Consider the following 23,189-nt stretch of genomic DNA (forward strand, 5'->3'; position numbering starts at 1 on the left):
CCACCCGGCCCGGCACGGGCCGGCCCCCCCGCCCCGCCCTTGCCGCCGCCCCCCACCCGGGGCATCGTCTCCCCCGGGGCAAGGGTGAGGCCGGCAGTGCGCGACAAGAGCCTTCTGATCATGGCCTTCGGCCAGTCGAATGCCGATGTGCACAATGCCGGCCCGCGGCTTGCGGCCGCACCGCTGGAGGACCCGCGGCTCGTCATCCCCGATGACGGCGCCGGGTTTCGCGGGCACATGGGCCTCGCGCCCAAGCGCCCGGTCTCCGGCTTCACCCCCTTCGCCCCCTTCGAGCGGCGGGTCATGTCGCTGACCGGCGCCGCCGGGGCGCGGGTGCTGCACGAGATGGGCGAGGCCGCCCCCGCCCGCATCATCCTCAGGAGCGGCGCCAAGGGCGGGCGGCGGCTGCTTGGCCTGCGGCAGGGGGAGCGCGAGGTCGACGGGCTCCTCAGGACCTGCGCCGGCGATGTCTCGCCGCTCTTCGCGAGCCTGCTACGGGTGATCGCCGAGATCTGCGAGGCCGCGGCGGGGCAGGGGCCCGAGGTCGGCGCCATCGCCTTCGTCTTCGCCCATGGCGAGAGCGAGCGGCGGATGGAGCGCGGCACCTATGTGGGGCTCCTGCACGAGATGATGGATCAGGTGGCCGAGGTGCTCGCGCCCCTGGCGCTGCCGCTCCACTGGCATCTCGTGCAGGCCGCGGGGCCGGGGGCGGAGGGGGCGGGCAATGCCTGGCCGAACCGCCTCGCGCTGGCCGACATCGCCCGGGCGCGCCCCGACGCGAGCCTCGCCGCCGCCGCCTATCCCTGGCCGCTCGCCGACGGCGTGCATTACAGCGCCGAGGGCAAGGCGCTGCTCGGCGAGGTGCTGGGGCGCGCCATCGCCGGGCAGCTCTCCGGCACCCCCCGCGCGCTGCCGGAGCTGGCGAGGGCCGAGGCAGAGGGCACGCGCCTCCGCCTCGCCTTCACCGGCCCCGAGCTGACGCTCGACCCCGACCCGCCCGCCGGACGGCACGGCTTTGCCATGGCGCGGGGCGAGGTGGCGGAGGTCGCGGCTTCCGGCCACGAGGTCGAGATCACGCTCGCTGCGCCCGCCGGCCCCGGGGGCCTCAGCTATGCCTATGCGCCCTGGAGCCGGGGCACCCGCAGCGGCCATCCGCATGCGGCGCTGGGGGGCGGGGCGCTCCGCTCGGTCGCGGCCGTGCCGTCGATCCTCATCCCCGGCCGGAGGCTCCACGACTGGGCGCCGGCCTTCGCGCTCTAGCGCTCGGGCGCCTCGCTCGGGGCCTTACGCCGCTCCTCCCGCTCCTTCCGCGTCAGCCAGCCGATGAGGAAGGAGGTGCGCGGCGCATAGGCATAGGCCGTCTTCGTCTCCGCCGGGCGCGAGCGCATCCGCACGGTCGCGAAGGCGACGAGCGCCACATGGGCGAGGGCGATGACGAGGAAAAGCGCGTAGGGCCCGAGGGCCGAGATCAGCGCCGAGGTGCTCCAGGGCGCGGCGATGGCGCCGACGGCGTAGAAGAACATGAGCGCGGCGGAGAGCTCGACCCGCTCCTCGGAACTGGCGAAATCATGGGCATGGGCGGTGGCGACGGAATAGATCGGCACGGTCACCGCGCCGAAGAGCGCCGCCGCCGCCATGATCGCCCCCCGCCCTCCGATGGCCGCCAGCACCGCCGCGCCGCAGGCGATGGTGGCCGCCACCGAAAGGCCGAGCAGCACATGCCGCCGGTCGTATCTGTCCGCCAGCCAGCCGGCGGGGAGCTGCGCCAGCCCGCCGCCGCCGACATAGATGGCGAGGAAAAGCCCGATCTCGGAGGCCTTCAGGCCCACCTCCTGCCCGTAGATCGGCCCGACCATCCGGAACGAGGCGCCCGAGACGGCCGAGACGAGCACGGCGGCCACCGCAAGCGGCGAGCAGCGCCAGGCCAGCCCGGGGCGGAGCCGCCCGGCCGGCGGCGCCTCGGGCGCCGGCATCCGGGTCACGGCCAGCGGCAGGATCGAGGCGCAGCAGAGGATCGAGAGCAGTGCATAGGCGGTATAGGTCGGCATGTCGGCCAGCCCGCCGATCATGAACTGCGCGACGAGCGAGGCCGAGATGTCGACGACCCGGTACGATCCCATGGCGCGCCCGCGCGTCTCGTTCGTCAGCCGGGCCATGAGCCAGGCCTCGATGACCGTGTAGCAGCCGGCGACGCAGAGGCCCGTCGCCATGCGCATGATCGTCCAGGCGATGTCGTCGGTGACGAGGATATGGGCGGTCAGGCCGATGGCGCCGAGCGCGGTGAAGCCGGCATAGGCGCGGGCATGGCCGACGGCGCCCATGAGCCGTGGCGCCCACCAGCAGCCGGCGAAGAAGCCGAGGAAATGCGCCGAGCCGAGAAGGCCGACGGCCCCGGTCGAGAAGCCCGCCGACAGGCCCGTCAGCGCATCGAGCGGGCCGACGCCCCCCGAGGAGAGCTGCAGGAGCGTCACCGACAGAAGGAGCGGCAGGAAGGTCAGCATCAGGCGCATCGTGGCCCCAGACCTGCGCCGATTGGCGCGCGGGCGCTAGGCGAAAAGCGACAGGTCCGGGCGAAAATGGGTGGCGCGCGGCAGGGGGGGGGCGGAAGCCACAGGGTCTCCGCCCACGATATCCATATGGACATCGGCCCCGGCCCGATCCGGCGCGTGGCCCGATCCGGCGCGGCCGGCCCCGACCGAATGCCCTGCTGCCGCCACCTCCCCCTTGCCCCCGGCGCCCCCATCCTTACCCTGCCGCCCGAACCAGGGACGGGACGGATATGAAACGACGCATGATCGGCACCCTCGAGGTGTCGGACTGGTGCTTCGGCACCATGACCTTCGGCAGCCAGACGGACGAGGCGGAGGCGCATCGCCAGCTCTCCCGCGCCCGCGACTTCGGCATGGATTTCCTCGACACGGCCGAGATGTATCCCGTCGCCCCGGTGACGAAGGAGACCTTGGGCCGCACGGAGGAGGTCATCGGCAGCTGGATCGCGACGCACGGGCGCCAGGGCTGGAAGATCGCCACCAAGATCACCGGCGCCGGCGGCGTGGCGCGGGACGGCGCGCCGATCGACGGGGTGGCGGTGCGCACTGCCGTGGAGGCCTCGCTCAAGCGGCTGCAGACCGACCACATCGACATCTACCAGTTCCACTGGCCGAACCGCGGCGCCTATTCCTTCCGTCAGAACTGGCGCTTCGACCCCTCGGGTCAGGACAGGGAAGAGGTCATCGCCCATATGGACGATTGCCTCGGCGCGCTCGCCGCGCTGAGGGACGAGGGCAAGATCGGCGCCTTCGGCCTCTCCAACGAAAGCGCCTGGGGCACCTGCCGCTGGATCGACAGGGCCGAGGCGCTGGGCGCCCCCCGCGTCGTCTCGGTGCAGAACGAATATTCGCTGCTCTGCCGGCTCTACGACACAGACATGGCCGAGATGAGCGTCAACGAGGGCGTGACGCTCCTGTCCTATTCGCCGCTCGCCGCCGGCTATCTGACCGGCAAGTATCAGGGCGGCGCGGTGCCGGAGGGCAGCCGGATGACGCGCAACAAGGATCTCGGCGGCCGCGTCTCGGAACGGGTCGAGGGGACGGTCGCGGCCTATCTGGAGATTGCGGAGAAGCACGGGATCGACCCGGTTCACATGGCGCTCAACTGGCAGGGCACGCGGCCCTTCCCGGTCTGTCCGATCATCGGGGCGCGGACGGATGCGCAGCTCGAGCACATCCTTGCGGGCTACGGCACCGAGCTCTCGCCCGCGCTGATCGAGGACATCGAGGTCGCGCACAAGCGCCACCCGATGCCCTATTGATGCGCGCCGCCACCTTCCTCCTGCTCCTGGCTCTCGCCGCCTGTGCCCGGCCGGCGCCGGCACCGGAGAGCTTCCGCCTCGCCGGCGCCCCCATCGCCTCGACCACGCGCGGCGAGCCGCAGGCCTTGGCAGGCGAGTGGCAGGTGGCGGCGGCCTATCCCGGGCCCGGCCCCGGCGCCGGGCAGCCCGTGCGCGTCAGCTTCGGCCCCAGCGGAGGGATGGCGCTGGGCTGGCAGGGCGGCGGCTGGCAGCTCACCCCGGCGGGGCCAGGGCGCTGGGAGGGGCCGGAGGGGCCGCTCTGGCTTCTCTGGGCGGACGAGAGCTTCCGCATCGCCGTCCTCGGCACGCCGGACGGGAGCTTCGGCTTCATCCTGACCCGCCCCGCCGTCGCCGGCCGCGGCGACCTCCTCACCGCCGCCCGCGAGATGCTCGATTTCAACGGCTACGACCTCACCCGCCTGCCGGGCTGATCTCGCTTTCTTGCAAATACTCCGGGGGTCCGGGGGCATTTCGGCCCCCGGAGGGCAGGGGGGCCGGGGTATGCAATCCCCCGCGCCTCACCCCATCAGCCCCTCCAGCAATTCCGGCAGGTCGCGCGCCGAGACGCTCGCGGCCTTCACCAGCGCATCGAAATGCGTGGTGATCGCCCGGACGCGCTCGGTATCCCGGAAGGTCAGGTAGTTCCGCCCAAGATAGAGCACGGCAAGGAGCGGCCCGAAGATCGTCACCGGCGCCGAATAGAGCTGCCGCGCGTCGAAGAGATAGAGCCGGAGTGCCGGGTAGAGCTGGGCATGGAGCCGCTGCAGATGGGCGATCTGGGCGCGGCGGATCTCCTCCGGGAGCCCCGCGTAATAGCCCTCTCCCCGCGCGAAGGTGGTCAGCTCGTGCAGCGGCATGGCGATCTCGTAATCCGACTGGCTCTGCCGCATCCAGGCGAGCCGGTCGGCCGAGGCGCCGATGGCCTGCTCCGTCGTCCGCCCGAGCGACGGCTCGTATTCCCAGGCCATCAGCTCCGGCAGCTTCAGCATGTCAGGCAGGGCCGCCGGCACATGGCGGATCTTGTAGCCCGCCGCCTCGCGGTGCCAGGCGAAGATTCGCTCGTCGATCAGCGCCCGGGGCGCCTCCGTCATCGAGATCGCCGCCGCCACGAGGTCCGCCGCGCGCTCGCGGCGGTTCGTGAGGCCGAGGAGCCAGTCCGACGAGATGCCGAGCGCCGTCGCGCATTCGCCGACGAGCTGCGCATTGGGGAGCCGCGTGTTGCCCTCCGCCAAAAGCTGCGAGATCGTCGAGCGGTCAGAGCCGATCAGCCGGGCGAGTCGGGCCTGGCTCATGCCCTGATCCTCCATCGCCCGATGGAGCCTGTCGCGGAAGATGAGGGCGCGGTCTCGTTTATCCATGTCCCATATGGTGACAAAACAAAACGATGTTCAAGGAATGGTGCGCATCCCCGGCCTCTGCGGAAAGGCATCTTTCATGTAGCTTCCAGTAAAAGCCGCGAAGGGACAGCGGCTTAGGGGAACGAGATGACATTGAGGCGGGATGCGGTCGAATGGCCGACCCTGGGCCTTCTGGCCCTCACCTATGCTGCCTGGGCGGCAGCGCTCTTCTGGCTGGCCGAGATCAGCCTCTGGCTCGCCGTGCCGCTGGCCGGCTGGGCCATCGCGCAGCACGCCTCGCTCCAGCACGAGGCGATCCACGGGCACCCGTTCAAGGCGCGCTGGGCCAACGAGCTGCTCGTCTGGCCGGCGCTCGCCCTCGTCATCCCCTATGCCCGTTTCCGCGACACCCACCTCGCGCATCACCACGATTCCCTCCTCACCGACCCGTTCGACGACCCCGAGACGAATTATCTCGACGGCGCGGTCTGGGAGACGCTGCCGGGCCTCACCCGGGCCATCTACCTTTTCAACAACACGCTGATCGGGCGGCTCTTCATCGGCCCGGTGATCGGCACGGCGACCTTCATCGCCGCCGACCTCAAGGCCATCCGGGCGGGAGACCGCGCCGTCGCCCGCGCCTGGGCGCAGCATCTGCCGGCCATGGCGGCGGCGCTGATCGTCGCCGCACTCGCGCCGATGCCGCTCTGGGCCTATCTGGCGGCGGCCTATCTCGGCCTGTCGCTTCTGAAGATCCGCACCTTCCTCGAGCATCAGGCGCATGAGAAGGTGCGCGCCCGGACGGTCATCATCGAGGACAAGGGGCCGCTGGCGCTCCTTTTCCTCAACAACAACCTCCACGTCGTCCACCACATGCACCCGCGCGTGCCGTGGTACCGGCTGCCGGGGCTCTACCGCGCCAACCCGGCGCGCTACCTTGGCCGCAACGAGCATTACCGCTACGGCAGCTATGCCGAGGTCTTCCGCCGCTACCTTTTCGCGCGGAAGGATCCGGTGCCGCATCCGCTCTGGCGGCGCGGCGGCTGACGTGCCAAGGGCTCCGGCATGGAGCCCTGGATCCTCATCACCTTCGCCGCCGCCGCCTTCCAGTCGGTCCGCTTCGCGACGCAGAGGCATCTGAAGGCGGCGGGATTTTCGAGCTCGGGGGCGACCTTCGCCCGCTTCGCCTATTCGGCGCCGGCCGTGCCGCTGATCATGCTCGCCTGGGCGGGGTGGAGCGGGCAGGGCGTGCCGGCGATCCCGGCCGGCTTCTGGCCCTATGCGCTCGCCGGGGGGCTGGCGCAGATCCTCGCCACCGTCTGCACGGTGACGCTCTTCTCGATGCGCAACTTCGCCGTCGGCATGACGCTGAAGAAGACCGAGGTGCTCATGAGCGTCCTCGTCGGCTGGGTGCTGCTTGGGGAGGGGGTGAGCTGGGCCGGCTTCGCGGCAATGCTGCTGGGCTTCGGGGGAGTCCTCCTCCTCACCGACACGCCAGCGCTCGGGGCCGGATGGCGGCGGCTCGTGCATCCGGCGGCGGGGCTGGGGCTGCTCTCGGGCCTCCTTTTCGGGCTCGCCGGCGTCGGCTATCGCGGCGCCTCGCTGGCGCTGCCCTCGGGCGATGCCGTGCTCCGGGCGCTGGTGACGCTGATGTGCGTCACCGCCGCGCAGGCGTTGGGGCTCGGGCTCTTCCTCCTCTGGCGGAACCGGGCGGAGCTGGCGAAGGTCTTCGCCGGCTGGCGCGTCGGCCTCATCACCGGCGCCACCTCGCTCGCCGGCTCCTTCTGCTGGTTCACGGCCTTCACGCTCCAGACCGTCGGCTATGTGAATGCCGTGGGGCAGGTGGAGCTGATCTTCTCCATCGCGCTCTCGGCGCTCTGGTTCGGCGAGGTCATCAGCCCGCGGGAATGGCAGGGCATGGCGCTGCTCACCGGCTCGATCGTGGCGCTGGTGCTGCTCGCGTAGAGGCCGGCGCGAATTCCGGGCGCTCAGGCTCCCGCGACGCGCCTGCCTTCCGCGTCGATCACCAGATCGCCGTCTTCCTTCGCGAAGGGCCCCTCCGGCCAGCGCTCCAGAAGGTCCAGCACCTCGCCCGAGGGCCGGCAGAGCTTCACTCCCTTCGCCGTCGCGACGATGGGGCGGTTCACGAGGATCGGATGCTCCAGCATGGCCGCGAGGATCGCCTCATCGCTCACCCCCTCGGCGGTCAGCCCCAGCTGTTCCGCCGGGGTCTTCGAGACCCGGAGCGCCTCGCGCGGGGTCAGCCCCGCGGCGGCGAAGAGGGCGAGGAGCTGCGGGCGGGTCCAGCCTTCCTCCAGATAAAGCACCACCTCGGGCGCATAGCCCGCCGCCTCGATGATCCTCAGGACATTGCGGGAGGTGCCGCAGTCCGGATTGTGGTGAATGACAACTGAATCGGTGCTCATGTCCGCTCCCTGAACAGCCAGCCGCAGAAGCCCGCCGCCAGCACGGCGCCGGCGCATTCGGCGATGATGAAGCCCGGCAGATCCGCGGGGCGGATGCCGGAGAAGGTGTCGGTGAGGCTCCGCGCGATGGCGACGGCCGGATTGGCGAAGGAGGTCGAGGCAGTGAACCAGTAGGCCGCCGTGATGTAGAGCCCGACGAGCACCGGCACCGCCTCCGGCCGGCTGCGGAGCCCGCCGAGGATGGTCAGCACCAGCCCGAAGGCGGCGAGGGCCTCGGCGAACCACTGCGCGCCGCCGGTGCGGACATGCAGCGAGGCCTGCAGCACCGGCTGCGCGAACATCGCATGGGCCGCGAAGGTGCCGACGATGCCGCCCGCCACCTGCGCCGCCACATAGGCCAGCGCCAGCATCCCCGCTATCTCGCGGCGGAGCGCGAAGACCAGCGTCACGGCCGGGTTGAAATGCGCGCCCGAGAGGGGGCCGAGGATGGTGATCAGCACCATGAGGATGGCGCCGGTCGGCAGCGTGTTGGCGAGGAGCGCGAGGCCCGTGTCCTCCGTCAGGGTCTCGGCCATGATGCCGGAGCCGACGACGGTGCAGACGAGCAGGCCGGTGCCGAGCGCCTCGGCCGTCAGGCGGCGCGGGGTGCTCATGCCGCCTCTCCCGTCGCCGCGGCGATGGCGGGGCGGCAGAGCTCCGGCCGGCCGCCGCAGCACTCTTCCATCAGGTAGGAGATCACGGCCGAAACCTGCCCCATCGCCGCAAAATAGCGCACCGAGCGGCCTTCGCGGCGGTTGAGGACGAGCCCGGCGCCGAGAAGCACCGAGAGGTTGGCCGAGAGCGTGTTCGCCTTCATGCCGAGCCCCTCGGCAAGCGCGCCGGCCGTCAGCCCCTCAGGGCCGGCCTCGATCAGCAGGCGGAGCGCCGTCAGCCGGGGCGGCTGCGACAGGGCGGCGAAGGCGCGGGTGGCGTCTGATAATTCCATGATTCATGAATTATAGAAATCATGGGCGAGCGCAAGCCCCCCCGGGGCCGCCCTCAGCGATCGTACTGGCCAATCAGGGCCAGCCGTTCGGAGAGCGCCCGCCGGTCGAGCCGTTCGAGCGGCAGGTTGGCAACCAGCGTCATGCGGCCGATCAGCCTTTGATAGCTGTCGGTCATCGCCGCGACGCCGCCGGGCCCCCCGCGGGAGGGCAGGATCCACTCGACGACTTCGGGCGAGCCCGGCAGGCGCCAGGTTCGGCCGGGGAGGTCTCTCCCCTCGGTGGCGAGCGCGACGACGACATCCATCTCCGGCGCGCCAGTCGCGCCGAAGATGTCGATCCCCTTGGGGCGGATCGCGGGGGTCAGGCGCCCGGCGGCGCGCAGGATCTCGGCGGCGCCGGAATTGATTTTTGCGGCGGGGACGAGCCCGGCGGAATGCGCCTCGATGCGCCCCCGGGCCTCGGCCGTGAGGATGGCTTCGGCCATCAATGTCCGGGCGGAATTGGCAGTGCAGAGGAAAAGAATGTGGCGCATGATGCGGACTCGGGACAGGGGAGAATGGCGCGCCCTAGGCCTCTGCTCACGCGGCGGCAATCAACATTTCGGCCCGGGCGGGCGGGATTGGAGACGCCGCGGAAACGCCAGACCCGGCCCGCGCGGCTGCCTCCGAAGAATGTTGCGATTTCGCGCCGCGAAATGATGGCGCCGACCGGGAGCGCCCGCCGCCGGGGCAGGAAAGTTGCCTTAGGGTCGCCTTGCGGTTTTTCGGGCCGGGCGGGGCCTCACCAAGACGTGATCGCCCGGGCTCCCGCGCGCGGCCCTTCCCTTCCCCCACGCATCCGCTAGAAGCCGGCCCATGAGCTTTTCCTTCACGCTGGCCGCCACCGACGGCGTCGCCCGGACGGGCAGCATCGCCACGCCCCGCGGCGAGATTCGCACGCCCGCCTTCATGCCGGTCGGCACCGCCGGCACGGTCAAGGCCATGATGCCGGAGAGCGTCGCCGCCACCGGCGCCGATATCCTCCTCGGCAATACCTATCACCTGATGCTCCGCCCCGGGGCCGAGCGGGTCGCGCGGCTCGGCGGGCTGCACCGGTTCATGAACTGGGACAGGCCCATCCTCACCGATTCAGGCGGCTTTCAGGTGATGAGCCTCGCGGGGCTCAGGAAGCTCACCGAGGAGGGCGTCACCTTCCAGAGCCATATCGACGGCTCGAAGCACCTTTTGTCGCCCGAGACCTCGATGGAGATCCAGCGGCTCCTCGGCTCGGACATCGTCATGTGCTTTGACGAATGCCCGGCCCTGCCGGCGGACGAGGGGGCGGTCGAGGCCTCCATGCGCCTCTCGATGCGCTGGGCGGCGCGGAGTCGCGAGGCCTTCGGCGACCGGCCGGGCCATGCGCTCTTCGGCATCCAGCAGGGCGGGGTGACGGAGGATCTGCGGGGGCAAAGCGCCGAGGCGCTCAAGACCATCGGCTTCGAGGGCTATGCCATCGGCGGCCTCGCGGTGGGCGAGGGGCAGGAGGCGATGTTCGGCGTGCTCGACTATGCCCCGGGGATGCTGCCGCAGGACCGGCCGCGCTACCTCATGGGCGTCGGCAAGCCCGACGACATCGTGGGCGCCGTGAAGCGCGGGGTCGACATGATGGATTGCGTGTTGCCCTCCCGCTCCGGCCGGACGGGGCAGGCCTGGACGCGCCGGGGGCAGGTCAATCTGCGCAACGCCCGCCATGCCGACGATCCCCGCCCGCTGGATGAGGCCTGCACCTGCCCGGCCTGCCGCAACTACTCCCGCGCCTATCTGCACCATGTGGTGCGGGCGGGCGAGATGATCGCCGGGATGCTGCTGACCTGGCACAACCTGCATTACTATCAGGAGCTGATGGCCGGGATGCGCGCCGCCATTGCCGAGGGCCGCTTCGCCGCCTTCGAGACCGACTTCCACGCCACGCGCGAGGCGGGCGACATCGAGCGGCTCTGAGGGCGGCGTCGCAGGGGAGCCGCCGCTACCAGATGACCTTTGCCTCGTGCTTGGGGTCGTCGCGGGGGACGGCGCCGTCCTGCGCCAGCCGGTGCAGCGACCAGTCGGAGCGATGGGCGATGGAGGCTGCGAAACTGTCCCATTCATCGCCGAAACTGTCGTCGAACCAGCGGGCGAGCGCGGCGCGAAGGGGCAGGGGCTCGTGGCGCAATTCGCTGTCGATGCGGGTCTGGCCGCTCTCCAGCTCGGTGAAGCGGATGTCCATCACCGATTCCTCGAAGAAATGGCCCTCGCTCCGCTCGATGTAATAGCGGCAATGGCTGGGCCAGGTGCAGTCGAGGAAGGTGACGGTCACCTCGTCGAAGAGCCCGGCGGCGTTGCGATAGCGCAGATGCAGCGTGTCGGCATCTTCCGCGTCGCGGTCGAAATCCATGAGCGTGCCGGTCCAGTGATCCTCGGGGTGGCTCTCGCCGGGGATCAGCCGGGTCCAGATCTCGTTGGCGGGGGCGTCGAAGCAGACGGAGCGCCGCGAGGTGAGCGAGACGCGGAAGGGCAGGCCGTTCAGCGAGCGGTCCGAGAAGAAGCGCTGGAAGAGCACGGTGACGAGGAGGATGGCGCCGGGCAGGACGGCATCGTCGACGGGCAGGAGCGCGCCCAGCGGCACGCCGAGGCCGAGCGCCTCGACCCAGTGGCGCAGCCGCGGCGCGAAGGTGACGATGGCGGCGGAGCCGAGCGCCATGGCGAGGCCGGTGAGCTGCGTCTCGACGCCGCCGCCGAAGAGCAGGATTGCCCCGATCACGACGCCGATCGTTCCGACCAGCAGCCGTCGTCTCTGGCGCATGATGCGCATCCACATAGGTCGTCTCGCTCCGCGATCTTCCTGGTGCCGGGGCCGCGCGGGGCCCCTTGTTCGGGGCGCTTTGGCTCCGTTCCCGGTCAATCGCCGGGCAATGCGGCGCATGCGAGGCAGGGCGATGACGCCGGCCGGGCATTTTCTCGCGGGGCGGGCAGGGGGCAGGGGGCGCGGGCCCTCATCCGCCCTGCCGGGCGGCCTCGGCGGGGGCCGCCCCGGGGCCGGACGCCCCCTTGCTCCCGCCATCCGGCGGGGGCATGCTGCGCGGCAACAGGAGCCGGGCGGTTGAACGGCGTGCAGGCGCGCCTAGATTCACTCTCCTGAGCTGTCCGAAAAGAGGGGCCGGCACCGCTGCCGCTAACGGGGCGAGACCGGCCTGCCAGACAAGGAACCGAGCATGAACGACCCCCTTCGCCCCTCCTATCCCGTGCTGCCGCTGCGCGACATCGTGCTCTTCCCGCACATGATCGTGCCGCTGTTCGTCGGGCGGGAGAAATCGGTGCGCGCGTTGGAAGACGTGATGGCCGATGACAAGCAGATCCTCATCGCGAGCCAGATGGACCCGTCCGAGGACGAGCCGACCACCAAGGGCCTCTACAAGGCCGGGGTGCTCGCCAATGTGCTGCAGCTCCTGAAGCTGCCCGACGGCACCGTGAAGCTCCTCGTCGAGGGCAAGTCGCGCGTGCGCATCACCGAATGGGTCGAGAACGACAGCTTCTTCGAGGCGAAGGCCGCGGGGCTGACCGAGATCCCCGGCGACGAGCAGGTCGTCCGTGCCCTCGTGTCCTCCGTCGCGCAGGAATTCGAGCGCTACGCCAAGGTGAAGAAGAACATCCCCGAGGAGGCGCTCGCCTCCGTCACCGACGAGACCGAGCCGGCCAAGCTCGCCGACCTCGTCGCCGGGCACCTCGGCATCGAGGTCCAGCAGAAGCAGGAGCTTCTGGAGACGCTCTCCGTCGCCGAGCGGCTGGAGAAGGTCTATGGCCTGATGCAGGGGGAGATGTCCGTCCTGCAGGTCGAGAAGAAGATCAAGACCCGCGTGAAATCCCAGATGGAGCGGACGCAGCGCGAATATTACCTCAACGAACAGATGAAGGCGATCCAGCGCGAGCTGGGCGACGGCGAGGACGGCGAAGGCGAGGTGGCCGAGCTCGAGAAGCGCATCGAGGAGACCAAGCTCTCCAAGGAAGCGCGCGAGAAGGCCGAGGCCGAAGTGAAGAAGCTCAAGTCGATGCCGCCGATGTCGGCGGAAGCGACCGTCGTGCGCAATTACCTCGACTGGATCCTCTCCGTTCCGTGGGGCACCAAGAGCCGCGTCAAGAAGGACCTCGGCCATGCCGAGAAGGTCCTCAACGACGACCATTACGGGCTCGAGAAGGTCAAGGAGCGCATCGTCGAGTATCTCGCCGTGCAGTCCCGCAGCCAGAAGCTGAAGGGGCCGATCCTCTGCCTCGTCGGCCCGCCCGGCGTCGGCAAGACCTCGCTCGGCAAGTCGGTGGCCAAGGCCACGGGCCGCGAGTTCATCCGCATCTCGCTCGGCGGCGTCCGGGACGAGTCGGAGATCCGCGGTCACCGGCGGACCTATATCGGCTCGATGCCCGGCAAGATCATCCAGGCGCTGAAGAAGGCCAAGACCACCAACCCGCTGATCCTGCTCGATGAAATCGACAAGATGGGCCAGGATTTCCGCGGCGACCCGGCCTCGGCCATGCTGGAGGTGCTCGACCCCGAGCAGAACGGCAGCTTCGTCGATCACTATCTGGAGGTCGAATACGACCTCTCGAACGTGCTCTTCCTGACGACGGCCAACAGCTACAACATGCCGGGGCCGCTCCTCGACCGGATGGAGATCATCCCGCTCTCGGGCTACACCGAGGACGAGAAGCGCGAGATCGCGCGGCAGCATCTGATGACCAAGGTCATGAAGAACCATGGCCTGAAGGCGAAGGAGTTCGCGGTCGACGATTCTGCGCTGACGGCGATCATCCGCACCTATACCCGCGAGGCGGGGGTGCGGAGCCTCGAGCGCGAGCTGGCCAAGATCGCCCGGAAGGCCGTGACCAAGCTGGTCAAAAAGGAGACCGAGAAGGTCGAGGTGACGGCGGAGAACATCGAGGATTACCTCGGCGTGCCGCGCCACCGCTTCGGCCTTGCCGAGAAGGAAGACCAGATCGGCGTCGTCACCGGCCTCGCCTGGACCTCCGTCGGCGGCGATCTTCTGCAGATCGAGGCGCTGAGGCTGCCCGGCAAGGGCCGGATGAAGACCACCGGCAAGCTCGGCGACGTGATGAAGGAATCGATCGACGCGGCGAGCTCCTATGTGCGGAGCATCGCGCCCTCTATCGGGGTGAAGCCGCCGAAGTTCGACAAGCTCGACATCCACGTCCACGTCCCCGACGGGGCGACCCCGAAGGACGGGCCGTCGGCGGGCCTCGCCATGGTGACCTCCATCGTGTCGGTGCTGACGCAGATCCCGATCCGCAAGGACATCGCCATGACCGGCGAGGTGTCGCTGCGCGGCAATGCGATGCCGATCGGCGGGCTGAAGGAGAAGCTGCTGGCGGCGCTCCGGGGCGGGATCAAGACGGTGTTCATCCCCGAGGAGAACGCCAAGGACCTGCCGGAGATCCCGGACAACGTGAAGGAGGGGCTGGAGATCATCCCCGTCTCGCACGTCTCGGAGGTGCTGAAGGCAGCGCTGGTGCGCCAGCCCGAACCCATCGACTGGGACGAGGAGGCCGAGGAAGCCGCCGCCCTCGCCGCGGCCCAGGCCGCCAGGCCGGAAGCCCCGGGCGCCATGGCGCACTGAGCCGGCCGGAGAGACTGAGAGGCCCGCCCTGGTGGCGGGCCTTTTTCTTTGGGCGGGAGGGCGGTGGGTTGAAAACCCACCCTACGCCTGCTTCGGCGCGCTGCGCTCCCGGTCCGTAGGGGGGGTTGTAAACCACCACTCCCGCAACGCCGGAGCTGTTCCCCCGCCCGGTACGCGCCGGCACGGCGCAGGGCGAGCGCCGGCCCGTCCCGCGGGCTGGCGCTCTGGTGGGGTCCGGGCATGAGCTGAGAGCGAGGGCGGGGTTGCACCATAAAGCGCGCCGTCCAGCCGTCGGAGCGCCAACCCCCGGGCCGGCGCTCGCCCTGCGCGGCGGGGGGTGCGCATGGTTGCGGGGGATGGTGGGTTACAAACCCGCCCTACGGGACAGCCCGCCCCGCCCCTAGTCCTCCTCCCGGATCACCATCCTCCGGGCCGCCCAGAACGCGAGGAGCGCGATCAGGGCTTCGCAGCCCCAGAGCCAGAGCACGGCGGGGCTCGGCTCGCCGGCCTGCACCCGCTCCACCAGATGCGTCGCCCCGGCGATCATACCCGCAATCCCGGCGCCGAGGGCGCTGCCGGCCGTCTGGATCGACGGCATGAAGGAGGAGGTGCGCGAGCGCTCCGCCGCCGCCGTCGCCGCCATGATCGCCTGCATCGCCGGCCCCCAGGTCATGCCGAAGGCCATGCCGACCAGCACCTGACCGAGGATCAGGAGCGGCAGCACCCCGCTCGCCAGCGCCACCCCCAGCGCCACGGCGCCGGCCACCTGCAGGAGCGGTGCGAGGCGCAGGAGCCGCTGGAAAGTCGCGCGGTCGCCGAGCTGGCCGATGGCGAAGGCCGTGCCGCTCCAGGAGAGCGCCAGCACCACGATGATGAAGCCGACCCAGACCGGCGAGAGGCCCCAGATCTCGTGGACGGCGAAGGCGAGGAACACCTGGCTCACCGCATGGCCGACCGGCATGAGGAGGATCAGCCAGGTGCCGCGCCCGACGTCTCCTCCGCCGAAGGCGCCGACCGGGAAGAAGCGCTCCGCCCAGCGCCCGTCGATGCGGAAGGCCAGCGCCACGAGCGCGAGCCCCGCGGGCAGCGCCAGAAGCGCGCCGCCCGGCACCTCGCCCGCCAGCGCGAAGAGCGCCGCTCCGGCGAGGCAGAGCCCCACCGGCATCAGCGCCGCCAGCCGCCGGGGCGGGGCGCCGCGGCTGCCGTCGAGGACGCCGAGCGCGCAGCCGAGGAAGAGGAGCGCCAGCGGCGCCGCCACCAGCATCGCCGAGCGCCAGCCGACGAGCTCCGTCGCCAGCCCGCCCACCGCCGGGCCGATCACCGCCGCCGAGGCCCAGACGACCGATTCCACCGCGAAGACCTTAAGCAGCAGGCTCTGGCGGAACATCTCGGGGATGAGCCCGTAGCAGAGCGCCACAATCAGCCCGTCCGACAGCCCCTGCAGCGCCCGCCCGGCGATGAAGGCCGCCGGCCCCGGCGCTGCCGCCATCAGGAAGAGGCCGCTGAGGAAGGCCGTGCAGGCGCCTACCCCCAGCGCCCGCGCCCCCACATGCGCGCGGAGCTGCGCCGACGTGAGCCCGCCGGCCACCACGGCGATGAAATAGAGCGCATAGAGCAGGGGCAGGCGCCCGAGCGCGCCCAGCCCCTCGAGCGCCAGCGGCAGCGAGGCCGTGATGGCGAGATCGTTGAAGGCATGCATGCCGATCCCGGCGGAGATGAGCAGGATCGCCCCCCGTGCCCCGGGGGCGAAGAGGGATGGGGCGGCGGGGTCGGCAATGGTGGCGCTCATCGGTCCGGGCTTTCGAATCAGGGCCTTGCCAGAGTGCAGTCTCAACCTAAGTTGAGGTCAAGGACTGCGCGTCGGGGCCTCTCTGGCGCCAGAGAACTGTGCATTTGCGAAAAATGGAACCATTCCGCGGCGCAGAATGTTGTCATCGCGACACGCCGGAGGGACAATTGCGGGCGTACGCATCATCATGACCTTAGCTGCCAGACACAAACGCCCCGCTTCGCCAGACCCGCTTCTCCTGCCAGCCCTTGGTGAGGCGGCCGTCTTCCTCGACTTCGATGGAACCTTGGTCGACCTGGCCGAAACGCCGGACGGCATCCATGTTCCCGCCGACCTCTCGGCGCTGCTGACGCGGCTCCATGAGCGAACGGGCGGGGCGACGGCGCTGATCTCGGGCCGCAAGGTCTCTGATCTCGACAGGTTCCTGCCCGACTTCCCGGGCGATGTCGTCGGCTCGCATGGCGCCGAGCGGCGCATCGGCGGCAGGTTCGAGCGGCATTCGGCCGCGGACGGGCCGGAACTCGAGGCGGTGAAGACCGCGGCGCGGGGCTGGGCGGAGGCGCATCCCGGCGTCCTCGTCGAGGACAAGCCCGTGTCGATCGTCCTGCACTTCCGCCAGGCGCCCGAGCTGCTGAAGCCGGCGGAGGAAGAGATGGCGGCGCTGGTGACGGCCCATGAGGGCTTCGTGCTCCACCACGCCAAGATGGCGCTGGAGCTGCATCCCGAAGGCGTCTCCAAGGGCGCGGCGGTCGCGGCTCTGCTGGACGAGACCTTCGCCGGCCGCACGCCCTTCGCGGCCGGTGACGACAGAACCGACGAGGCGATGATGGAGGAGGCGATCTCCCGGGGCGGCCTCGCCCTCAAGGTCGGCGACGGCGACAGCGCCGCGACCCTCTACCTCGACACCCCGTCCGAATTCCGCGCCCTCCTTGGCGCATGGCTAGAAAGGACCTGACCACATGACCGGCCGGCTCATCGTCGTCTCGAACCGCATCCCGATGGGGGACGTTCCGTCGGGCGGGCTGGTCGTGGCCATCCACGAGGCCCTGAGCGAGCGCGGCGGCCTGTGGATCGGTGCCCATCCCGAGGTGGTGGACGAGGCGGGCGAGGAGTTCATCGACCTGCCGTCGGACTCCTATGAAAAGAAGGCCTTCCGCGTTTCGGAGGAAGATCACCGGACGCATTATCTCGGCTATGCCAATTCCGTCCTCTGGCCGCTCTGCCATCACCGGGCCGACCTTCTGGCGATGGAGCCTAGCTATGCCCCGGGCTATGTGCGCCTCAACCAGCGCGTCGCCCGGATGATCGCGCAGATCGCGACGCCGGAAGACCGCATCTGGGTGCAGGATTACCATTTCCTCCCGCTTGCCGCGGCGCTCCGCGCCGAGGGCGTCACCTGCCGGATCGGCCTCTTCCTGCACATCCCCTTCCCCCATGGCAGCGACCTCGATGCACTGAGCGAGCGGGACGATTTCCTGAGCTGGATCGCGGCCTTCGATCTCGTGGGCCTGCAGACCCAGGCCGATGTGGCCCGCTGCCTCGAGACCTTCCGTGCCTCCGGCAAGGGGCAGATCATGCTCGACGGGCGCATCCGCATCGGCAAACGCAAGCTCGACGTCCTGTCCTTCCCCATCGGCATCGACGCCGAGCGCTTCGCCGAGCTGGCCACCAAGGCCGACGGGCGGAGCCTTCTCAACCTCTCCCCGCGGGAGGACATCATCATCGGGGTCGACCGGCTGGACTATTCCAAGGGCCTGCCCAACCGCTTTCGCGGCTTCGGGCTTTTCCTCGACAAGAGCGAGGAGGGGGACCGGCGCGTCTCGCTCCTTCAGATCGCGCCGCCGACCCGCGAGGATGTCACGGCCTATGCCGAGATCCGCGACGAGCTCGAGGCGATCTCCGGCAAGATCAACGGCGCGCATACCGAGCTCGACTGGACGCCCATTCGCTACATCCACCGGCCCGTCCCGCGCGAGACGCTGGCGGCGCTCTACCGGGTGGCGCGGATCGGGCTCGTCACCTCGCTGGCCGACGGGATGAACCTCGTCGCCAAGGAATATGTCGCCGCGCAGGACCCGGAGGATCCGGGCGTCCTCATCCTGTCTCGCACCGCCGGCGCGGCGGAGCAGATGGGCGAGGCGCTGATGATCAACCCCTATGACCCCGGCGACATCGCCCGCGCCATCGCCACCGCGCTGGCCATGCCGATGGAGGAGCGCAAGCGGCGCCATGCGGCGCTGCGCAAGGGGGTGATGACCGAGAACGTCTCGGCCTGGTGCGAATCCTGCCTCTCCTGGCTCGAGCGCCCCCGCCGCCCCTCGCAGAGGGAAGAAGAGAGCGACCGCGAGCAAGAGACGACTTGAACCCGGGCGCGGCTGCCGCTATCAGCCCGGCCCACGGGTGATTAGCTCAGTGGTAGAGCGCTTCGTTCACATCGAAGATGTCGGGAGTTCGAATCTCTCATCACCCACCATCCCCCTTTCCTTGACAGCCCGGCGCCCGTGACCAGCGGCGCCGAGATTTCGCCGCGTCACTAAACCCGGCGGAAAGACCTTCCGGCGCAGGGTGCCCCCAGCATTGCACTGGGGACCTTGCCATGGTTGATACCGCCGCCCCTTCGCCGGGCGCCCGCTCCTTCGGCTTTTCCGCCCTGAAGGTGAGCCCGAAGATCTTCTTCGTGGCACTCATGCCGCTCACGCTCATCATCTTCTGCGGCGTCACCGCCTGGCGCAGCATCGTGACGATCGAGGAGACGGCCGAATGGGTCGAGCACACCGAACATGTCATCGGCGAGGTCAACCATGCCGTCGCCCTCGCGCTCGACATGGAGACGGGGCTGCGCGGTTATCTCCTCGCCGGTGAGGACTCGTTCCTCGACCCCTACCGCGAGGGGGCTGAGGCGGCCTTCACCAGCCTCGCCGACCTGCAGCGGCAGGTGCGCGACGAGCCGAACCAGGTGTCCCGCCTCGCCGCGGCCTCCGCGGTGCTTCAGGAATGGCACGACGACGTCGCCGAGCCGATGATCGCGATGCGCCGCGACATGGCGAGCGGCAGGCCCGACGCGCCGACGATGAGCGACCTCACCGCCCTGGTCCTCGACGGCCGCGGCAAGGCGCTCTTCGACGATTATCGCGCGAAGATGGCCGCGTTCATCGCGGAGGAGCAGATGCTGCTCTACCAGCGCGAAGAGGAAAGCACCGCCGCCATGGCCGGCACGGCCCGCATCATCCCGACGACGATCAGCCTCTCCGTCCTGCTCGGCGGGGCGCTGGCGATCCTGATCGGGCGGAGCATCTCGCGCTCCATCGGGCGGGTGACCGCCGACATGCGCGCGATTGCCGAGGGGCGGCGCGACCTCGAGGTCTCCGGCCAGGAGCGCGGCGACGAGATCGGCGACATGGCGCGGGGGCTGGCCTTCTTCCAGGATCTCCTGCGCGAGGCGCAGCGGATCGAGGAAGAGAAGGCCCGCGTCAAGATGGCAGAGCAGAATGCCATCATCGGCAAGCTCAGTGCCGGCCTGTCCGACCTGTCCGAGGGGCGGCTCGCGGTGCGGCTGAACGAGGCCTTCCCCAGCGAATACGAGCAGCTCCGGCAGGATTTCAACCGCTCCGTCGAAACGCTGTCCGCCGTCGTGGAGCAGCTCGTCGAGACCTCGGGCAGCATCCATCGCGGCGCGGAAGAGATCAGCGGCGCCACCGGCGATCTGTCGCTGCGCACCGAGCGCCAGGCGGCGACGCTGGAAGAGACCGCCGCGGCGATGGAGGAGCTCACCGTCTCCGTCGGCAATGCCGCCAATTCGGCGCGGGACGTGGCGAATGTCACCGAAGAGGCGCGGCACAACGCCGAATCGAGCGGCAAGATCGTCGATCAGGCCGTCGAGGCCATGTCGGAGATCGAGAACTCCGCCCGGCAGATCGTGCAGATCGTCAAGCTGATCGACGACATCGCCTTCCAGACCAACCTCCTCGCGCTCAATGCCGGGGTAGAGGCCGCGCGGGCCGGCGAGACCGGCAAGGGCTTCGCCGTCGTCGCCGCCGAGGTGCGGGCGCTGGCGCAGCGCTCGTCGGAGGCCGCGGCCGACATCAAGTCGCTGATCGACCAGAGCTCGCGCCAGGTCGAGACGGGCGTGGTGCTCGTCGGTGATACCGGCAAGGCGCTGCATGGCATCGTCGGCAATGTCAGCCGCATCTCCAGCCTTGTCAGCGAGATCGCCCAGGCCGCCAACGAGCAGTCGATGGGCATCGGCGAGATCAACACCGGCGTCGGCGATCTCGACCATGCCACGCAGCAGAATGCCGCCATGGCCGAGCAGGCGACGGCGGTGGCGAAGTTCCTCGCCAACGACGCCTCGAAGCTCGACGGGCTGGTGGCCCGCTTCGAGCTCGGCCCGGCGCGGCTGAAGGGCGCTGTGGCGCCGGCCGAGCTGCGCCGCGCGGGCTGATCCCGGTTGCACCCCGGTTGCACCCCGGCCGCGCTTCGGGCGACAAGCCGCCTGAAGCGCGGCCAGGGGCGGCGCATGTCAGGGGGGCAGATGCTGCCGGAAATCTACGTGATCCGTCATGGTCAGACGGAATGGAACGCCTCCGGCCGCTGGCAGGGCTCCTACGATTCGCCCCTCACCGAGCGGGGGCAGTCCCAGGCGCTGGCACTCGGCGGGCTTCTCGCCGCTGAGGGAATCGCCACCACCCACCGGCTCCTCTGCAGCCCCCAGGGCCGCGCCCGGCGCACGGCGGAGCTCATCGCCAAGGCGGCGGGCTTTCCCGCCCCGATGGAGGATGCGCGGCTCCGCGAGATCGACGTCGGCCGCTGGACCGGCCGCACCCGCGCCGAGATCCTCGCCGAGGCGCCGCATACCGAAGAGCTCGACTGGCTCGAGCTCTACACCCACGCGCCCGGCGGCGAGAGCTTCGAGGCGCTCTGGGAGAGGGTGGGCGCCGTCCTCGAAAGCCTCACCGGCCCGACCGTTCTCGTCACCCACGGCATCACCAGCCGCTTCCTGCGCACCCGCGCGATGGGCTGGGGGCCGGACCGGATGGAGGAGCTGCCTGGCGGGCAGGGGGTGGCGCACCGGATCGCGGCCGGCCAGCACGAAGAGCTGGCGCCCTGAACGGGCACGGCTTGCCTCGGCACTCCCGCCCTTGGTAGAGGACGGCCGGCCGGGTGATTAGCTCAGTTGGTAGAGCGCCTCGTTTACACCGAGGATGTCGGGAGTTCGAGCCTCTCATCACCCACCAGAGTTTCGCGGCGGTGGCGCCTGTCGGCGGCAAGCGCCCGGCCCGCCGCAGGGCTCGCGGCGCCCTCGGCGGGAGAAGGCTCTGAGGAGGAAAGGAACGGGAATGGACGGCAGCGACGCCACCGGACAATGCCTATGCGGCGCTGTGACCTTCCGCATCGAGGGCGCGTTCGAGAGCTTCTTCCTTTGCCATTGTTCACGCTGCCGGAAGGACACCGGCTCGGCCCATGCGGCGAACCTCTTCTCGTCCAGCGCCGTGATCACCTGGCTGTCGGGCGGCGACAGGGTCAGGACATACCGGCTTCCGGAGACGCGCCATGTGTCGAGCTTCTGCACGGACTGCGGCTCGGCACTGCCGGTCGCCGGGCCGAACGGCGCTGTGCTCAAGGTGCCTGCAGGCTCCCTCGACAGCCCGGTCGCGCTGCGACCCAATGCGCATATCTGCCTGTCCAGCCGCGCGAACTGGGATGACGACCTGGCGTCTGTCGAGGGGCTCGACGGCCTCCCCGGCTGAGCACCTCCTGCGATGACGCGGCGGGGGCTGGGCCGAGGCCCCCGCCCGGCCCGATTCGCCCGCGCAAATTGAACAGATTGTTTCCCATCACCCTGAGATCGGCCATGTTTTGGCCCGAGGATTGTCGCGGGCGCTCTTTAGCTCCCGGCTCATGACATCGCGCCTGTTCCTCCCCCCGCTGAACCCGCTCACCGCCCTGCCGAAAGGCCTGGCCGGGCGCCTCGCCGCGCCCCTGATGGAGCGCAGCGGCGAGCGGGCGGCGGGGCCGGTGCTCGAGGCGCTGGCGCTTCCGTCCGGCGCGAGGCTGCTCGAGATCGGCTTCGGCACCGGCGCGCTCCTCGCGCGGGCCCGGCGGCGGGGCGTGCTGGTGGCGGGCGTTGATCCCTCGGCGCAGATGGTGGCGCGGGCGAGGGGTCGCGGGCTCGGCGAGATCCGCCAGGGCACGGCGCGGCACCTGCCCTGGAGCCGGCAGAGCTTCGATGCGGCCGCCATCGTCCATGCCTTCGAGCTCTTCGCAGAGCCCGAACGCGAGCTGGCGGAGATCGCGCGCGTCCTCGTTCCGGGGGGCCGGCTGGCGCTGTGCCTCGCGCCGCTCACGGCGCGCGCCCGCGCCCGCTGCCCCAACCCCCTGATAGCGGCGGACGAGCCGATGGAGGCGATTGCCAACGCGCTCGGCCACGCCGGCTTTTGCCCGGAAATCAGCGATTTCGCCCTCGCCGGCGGCCGGCTGATCCTCGCCTCCCGCCGGGTCGAGACGCGCGCCGCGACGCACGGCAGGGCCCGCGCCAAAGAGGCGCATATTGCCGCTTGACGCCCCCGGCGGGGCACCCTAGAAGGCCCCCCACGCGCGGTTGTAGCTCAGTTGGTTAGAGTACCGGCCTGTCACGCCGGGGGTCGCGGGTTCGAGCCCCGTCAACCGCGCCATTACCCCCCTTTCAGCGATCCTGAAATCGGCCTTCGGGCCGATCAGGCGCCGTTTTCGGCGGCCCGCATAGCGGCCTGCCGCTCGCGGGGGACGTCAGGAAATCTGGGGAAGGATCAGCCCGGCCAGCCCGCCGACCGTGCCGGCGTAGCTGATGAGGCGGGCGGTGCAGTTGTGGAGCCGCTGGCGCAGCTCCAGCCCGAAGAGCGTCGCCACGCCAAGCAAGAGCATCACGGCCCCGGCGGGGAGGAGCACCTGCGCCCCGAGCGACGCCCGGGCGAGATCGGCCTCGAGCGCGGGGAGATTCAGCAGCAGGTTCGCCGCCAGATAGCAGATCACGAAGCTGACGGGGGCCATCACCACCATGCACGGGGGCAGGGCGAACTCGCGACGCGGGTCCGAAGGCCGTGGCAGGGCCTCTTCCAGATCGTCCGGTTCGCTCTCGGCAGTTGTCACGACAACACTCCATCAACGTCGGAGAAGGGCTAGGA

At 70.3% G+C, this 23,189-nt stretch carries 22 protein-coding genes and 3 tRNA genes; 16 read left to right on the forward strand and 9 right to left on the reverse strand.

Features of this window, described 5'->3' with window-relative positions; genetic code table 11:
• Positions 1-96: 96 nt before the first annotated feature.
• Complete coding sequence (locus tag ACAZ03_RS05975; protein WP_373356499.1) at positions 97-1,260, forward strand: hypothetical protein; 1,164 nt, start codon at positions 97-99, stop codon at positions 1,258-1,260.
• Here ACAZ03_RS05975 and ACAZ03_RS05980 read toward each other — a convergent pair.
• A complete protein-coding gene (locus ACAZ03_RS05980) occupies positions 1,257-2,510 on the reverse strand; it encodes an MFS transporter (protein ID WP_373356500.1) in 1,254 nt (417 codons plus the stop codon). The two genes, ACAZ03_RS05975 and ACAZ03_RS05980, sit on opposite strands and share 4 nt — an antisense overlap.
• Positions 2,511-2,779: 269 nt before the next feature.
• Here ACAZ03_RS05980 and ACAZ03_RS05985 point away from each other — a divergent pair, with 269 nt between their 5' ends.
• The gene (locus ACAZ03_RS05985; protein WP_373356501.1) at positions 2,780-3,811 is read left to right on the forward strand and encodes an aldo/keto reductase; all 1,032 of its coding nucleotides are present in this window, start codon (positions 2,780-2,782) and stop codon (positions 3,809-3,811) included.
• Positions 3,811-4,281: a lipocalin gene (locus tag ACAZ03_RS05990; protein WP_373356502.1), complete on the forward strand. Its 471-nt coding sequence runs from the start codon at positions 3,811-3,813 to the stop codon at positions 4,279-4,281. Before ACAZ03_RS05985 ends, ACAZ03_RS05990 begins: the two co-directional genes overlap by 1 nt.
• Positions 4,282-4,368: 87 nt before the next feature.
• Here the strand turns inward: ACAZ03_RS05990 and ACAZ03_RS05995 are convergent, their stop codons facing one another.
• The gene (locus ACAZ03_RS05995) at positions 4,369-5,208 is read right to left on the reverse strand and encodes a helix-turn-helix domain-containing protein (protein ID WP_373356503.1); all 840 of its coding nucleotides are present in this window, start codon (positions 5,206-5,208) and stop codon (positions 4,369-4,371) included.
• A gap of 126 nt (positions 5,209-5,334) precedes the next feature.
• On the opposite strand from ACAZ03_RS05995, the gene ACAZ03_RS06000 reads away from it, so the two are divergent.
• Both ACAZ03_RS06000 and ACAZ03_RS06005 read left to right on the forward strand, forming a co-directional pair.
• Complete coding sequence (locus ACAZ03_RS06000) at positions 5,335-6,234, forward strand: fatty acid desaturase (protein ID WP_373356504.1); 900 nt, start codon at positions 5,335-5,337, stop codon at positions 6,232-6,234.
• Positions 6,235-6,252: 18 nt separating this feature from the next.
• Entirely contained in the window at positions 6,253-7,152 is a 900-nt protein-coding gene (locus ACAZ03_RS06005) for an EamA/RhaT family transporter (protein ID WP_373356505.1), read from the forward strand.
• Between the two features lie 23 nt (positions 7,153-7,175).
• Here the strand turns inward: ACAZ03_RS06005 and arsC are convergent, their stop codons facing one another.
• The 4 genes from arsC to ACAZ03_RS06025 are packed head-to-tail and all read right to left on the reverse strand — an operon-like array spanning position 7,176 to position 9,131.
• Positions 7,176-7,613, reverse strand: coding sequence for an arsenate reductase (glutaredoxin) (gene arsC, locus ACAZ03_RS06010; RefSeq protein ID WP_373356506.1), 438 nt, complete (start codon positions 7,611-7,613; stop codon positions 7,176-7,178).
• On the reverse strand, positions 7,610-8,266 hold the full coding sequence (locus tag ACAZ03_RS06015) for an aquaporin (RefSeq protein WP_373356507.1): 657 nt from the start codon (positions 8,264-8,266) through the stop codon (positions 7,610-7,612). The genes arsC and ACAZ03_RS06015 overlap by 4 nt, the downstream gene beginning before the upstream one ends.
• Positions 8,263-8,598, reverse strand: coding sequence for an ArsR/SmtB family transcription factor (locus tag ACAZ03_RS06020; RefSeq protein ID WP_373356509.1), 336 nt, complete (start codon positions 8,596-8,598; stop codon positions 8,263-8,265). Before ACAZ03_RS06020 ends, ACAZ03_RS06015 begins: the two co-directional genes overlap by 4 nt.
• Before the next feature lie 53 nt (positions 8,599-8,651).
• A complete protein-coding gene (locus tag ACAZ03_RS06025; protein WP_373356510.1) occupies positions 8,652-9,131 on the reverse strand; it encodes a hypothetical protein in 480 nt (159 codons plus the stop codon).
• Positions 9,132-9,453: 322 nt separating this feature from the next.
• On the opposite strand from ACAZ03_RS06025, the gene tgt reads away from it, so the two are divergent.
• Positions 9,454-10,578, forward strand: a complete 1,125-nt coding sequence (gene tgt, locus ACAZ03_RS06030; RefSeq protein ID WP_373356511.1) for a tRNA guanosine(34) transglycosylase Tgt — start codon at positions 9,454-9,456, stop codon at positions 10,576-10,578.
• 25 nt (positions 10,579-10,603) lie between these two features.
• On the opposite strand, the gene ACAZ03_RS06035 is transcribed toward tgt, so the two are convergent.
• On the reverse strand, positions 10,604-11,419 hold the full coding sequence (locus ACAZ03_RS06035) for a hypothetical protein (RefSeq protein ID WP_373356512.1): 816 nt from the start codon (positions 11,417-11,419) through the stop codon (positions 10,604-10,606).
• A 409-nt stretch (positions 11,420-11,828) separates the two neighbouring features.
• Here ACAZ03_RS06035 and lon point away from each other — a divergent pair, with 409 nt between their 5' ends.
• Positions 11,829-14,240 carry an endopeptidase La gene (lon, locus tag ACAZ03_RS06040; protein WP_373356513.1) on the forward strand — a complete coding sequence of 804 codons (2,412 nt, stop codon included), beginning with the start codon at positions 11,829-11,831 and terminating at the stop codon, positions 14,238-14,240.
• A 400-nt stretch (positions 14,241-14,640) separates the two neighbouring features.
• Here the strand turns inward: lon and ACAZ03_RS06045 are convergent, their stop codons facing one another.
• Positions 14,641-16,029 carry an MFS transporter gene (locus ACAZ03_RS06045; RefSeq protein WP_373356515.1) on the reverse strand — a complete coding sequence of 463 codons (1,389 nt, stop codon included), beginning with the start codon at positions 16,027-16,029 and terminating at the stop codon, positions 14,641-14,643.
• Positions 16,030-16,216: 187 nt separating this feature from the next.
• On the opposite strand from ACAZ03_RS06045, the gene otsB reads away from it, so the two are divergent.
• The 9 genes from otsB (at position 16,217) to ACAZ03_RS06090 (ending at position 22,700) form a co-directional block, all read left to right on the forward strand.
• Positions 16,217-16,984, forward strand: coding sequence for a trehalose-phosphatase (gene otsB, locus ACAZ03_RS06050; RefSeq protein ID WP_373356516.1), 768 nt, complete (start codon positions 16,217-16,219; stop codon positions 16,982-16,984).
• Positions 16,985-16,988: 4 nt separating this feature from the next.
• Entirely contained in the window at positions 16,989-18,392 is a 1,404-nt protein-coding gene (locus ACAZ03_RS06055; protein WP_373356517.1) for a trehalose-6-phosphate synthase, read from the forward strand.
• A gap of 35 nt (positions 18,393-18,427) precedes the next feature.
• Positions 18,428-18,502, forward strand: a tRNA-Val gene (locus ACAZ03_RS06060).
• Positions 18,503-18,625: 123 nt separating this feature from the next.
• The gene (locus ACAZ03_RS06065; protein ID WP_373356518.1) at positions 18,626-20,470 is read left to right on the forward strand and encodes a methyl-accepting chemotaxis protein; all 1,845 of its coding nucleotides are present in this window, start codon (positions 18,626-18,628) and stop codon (positions 20,468-20,470) included.
• A gap of 90 nt (positions 20,471-20,560) precedes the next feature.
• Positions 20,561-21,136, forward strand: a complete 576-nt coding sequence (locus tag ACAZ03_RS06070; RefSeq protein ID WP_373356519.1) for a histidine phosphatase family protein — start codon at positions 20,561-20,563, stop codon at positions 21,134-21,136.
• A 51-nt stretch (positions 21,137-21,187) separates the two neighbouring features.
• A tRNA-Val gene (locus tag ACAZ03_RS06075) sits at positions 21,188-21,263 on the forward strand.
• Positions 21,264-21,365: 102 nt separating this feature from the next.
• Positions 21,366-21,776, forward strand: a complete 411-nt coding sequence (locus ACAZ03_RS06080; RefSeq protein ID WP_373356520.1) for a GFA family protein — start codon at positions 21,366-21,368, stop codon at positions 21,774-21,776.
• A gap of 151 nt (positions 21,777-21,927) precedes the next feature.
• Entirely contained in the window at positions 21,928-22,587 is a 660-nt protein-coding gene (locus ACAZ03_RS06085; protein WP_373356521.1) for a class I SAM-dependent methyltransferase, read from the forward strand.
• A gap of 36 nt (positions 22,588-22,623) precedes the next feature.
• A tRNA-Asp gene (locus ACAZ03_RS06090) sits at positions 22,624-22,700 on the forward strand.
• A 94-nt stretch (positions 22,701-22,794) separates the two neighbouring features.
• Here the strand turns inward: ACAZ03_RS06090 and ACAZ03_RS06095 are convergent.
• Positions 22,795-23,154, reverse strand: a complete 360-nt coding sequence (locus ACAZ03_RS06095; protein WP_373356522.1) for a hypothetical protein — start codon at positions 23,152-23,154, stop codon at positions 22,795-22,797.
• Positions 23,155-23,189 lie beyond the last annotated feature (35 nt).

The sequence above is a fragment of the Pseudoroseicyclus sp. CXY001 genome, assembly GCF_041714655.1.
Taxonomy (GTDB): Bacteria; Pseudomonadota; Alphaproteobacteria; order Rhodobacterales; family Rhodobacteraceae; genus Pseudoroseicyclus_A.

Bases quoted from the DNA above. Each gene is read 5' to 3' on its own strand.
- ACAZ03_RS05980 (WP_373356500.1), bottom strand. From the start codon at position 2,510: ATGCGCCTGATGCTGACCTTCCTGCCGCTCCTTCTGTCGGTGACGCTC.
- ACAZ03_RS05985 (WP_373356501.1), top strand. From the start codon at position 2,780: ATGAAACGACGCATGATCGGCACCCTCGAGGTGTCGGACTGGTGCTTC.
- ACAZ03_RS05990 (WP_373356502.1), top strand. From the start codon at position 3,811: ATGCGCGCCGCCACCTTCCTCCTGCTCCTGGCTCTCGCCGCCTGTGCC.
- ACAZ03_RS05995 (WP_373356503.1), bottom strand. From the start codon at position 5,208: ATGGATAAACGAGACCGCGCCCTCATCTTCCGCGACAGGCTCCATCGG.
- ACAZ03_RS06000 (WP_373356504.1), top strand. From the start codon at position 5,335: ATGACATTGAGGCGGGATGCGGTCGAATGGCCGACCCTGGGCCTTCTG.
- ACAZ03_RS06005 (WP_373356505.1), top strand. From the start codon at position 6,253: ATGGAGCCCTGGATCCTCATCACCTTCGCCGCCGCCGCCTTCCAGTCG.
- arsC (WP_373356506.1), bottom strand. From the start codon at position 7,613: ATGAGCACCGATTCAGTTGTCATTCACCACAATCCGGACTGCGGCACC.
- ACAZ03_RS06015 (WP_373356507.1), bottom strand. From the start codon at position 8,266: ATGAGCACCCCGCGCCGCCTGACGGCCGAGGCGCTCGGCACCGGCCTG.
- ACAZ03_RS06020 (WP_373356509.1), bottom strand. From the start codon at position 8,598: ATGGAATTATCAGACGCCACCCGCGCCTTCGCCGCCCTGTCGCAGCCG.
- ACAZ03_RS06025 (WP_373356510.1), bottom strand. From the start codon at position 9,131: ATGCGCCACATTCTTTTCCTCTGCACTGCCAATTCCGCCCGGACATTG.
- tgt (WP_373356511.1), top strand. From the start codon at position 9,454: ATGAGCTTTTCCTTCACGCTGGCCGCCACCGACGGCGTCGCCCGGACG.
- ACAZ03_RS06035 (WP_373356512.1), bottom strand. From the start codon at position 11,419: ATGCGCCAGAGACGACGGCTGCTGGTCGGAACGATCGGCGTCGTGATC.
- lon (WP_373356513.1), top strand. From the start codon at position 11,829: ATGAACGACCCCCTTCGCCCCTCCTATCCCGTGCTGCCGCTGCGCGAC.
- ACAZ03_RS06045 (WP_373356515.1), bottom strand. From the start codon at position 16,029: ATGAGCGCCACCATTGCCGACCCCGCCGCCCCATCCCTCTTCGCCCCC.
- otsB (WP_373356516.1), top strand. From the start codon at position 16,217: ATGACCTTAGCTGCCAGACACAAACGCCCCGCTTCGCCAGACCCGCTT.
- ACAZ03_RS06055 (WP_373356517.1), top strand. From the start codon at position 16,989: ATGACCGGCCGGCTCATCGTCGTCTCGAACCGCATCCCGATGGGGGAC.
- ACAZ03_RS06065 (WP_373356518.1), top strand. From the start codon at position 18,626: ATGGTTGATACCGCCGCCCCTTCGCCGGGCGCCCGCTCCTTCGGCTTT.
- ACAZ03_RS06070 (WP_373356519.1), top strand. From the start codon at position 20,561: ATGCTGCCGGAAATCTACGTGATCCGTCATGGTCAGACGGAATGGAAC.
- ACAZ03_RS06080 (WP_373356520.1), top strand. From the start codon at position 21,366: ATGGACGGCAGCGACGCCACCGGACAATGCCTATGCGGCGCTGTGACC.
- ACAZ03_RS06085 (WP_373356521.1), top strand. From the start codon at position 21,928: ATGACATCGCGCCTGTTCCTCCCCCCGCTGAACCCGCTCACCGCCCTG.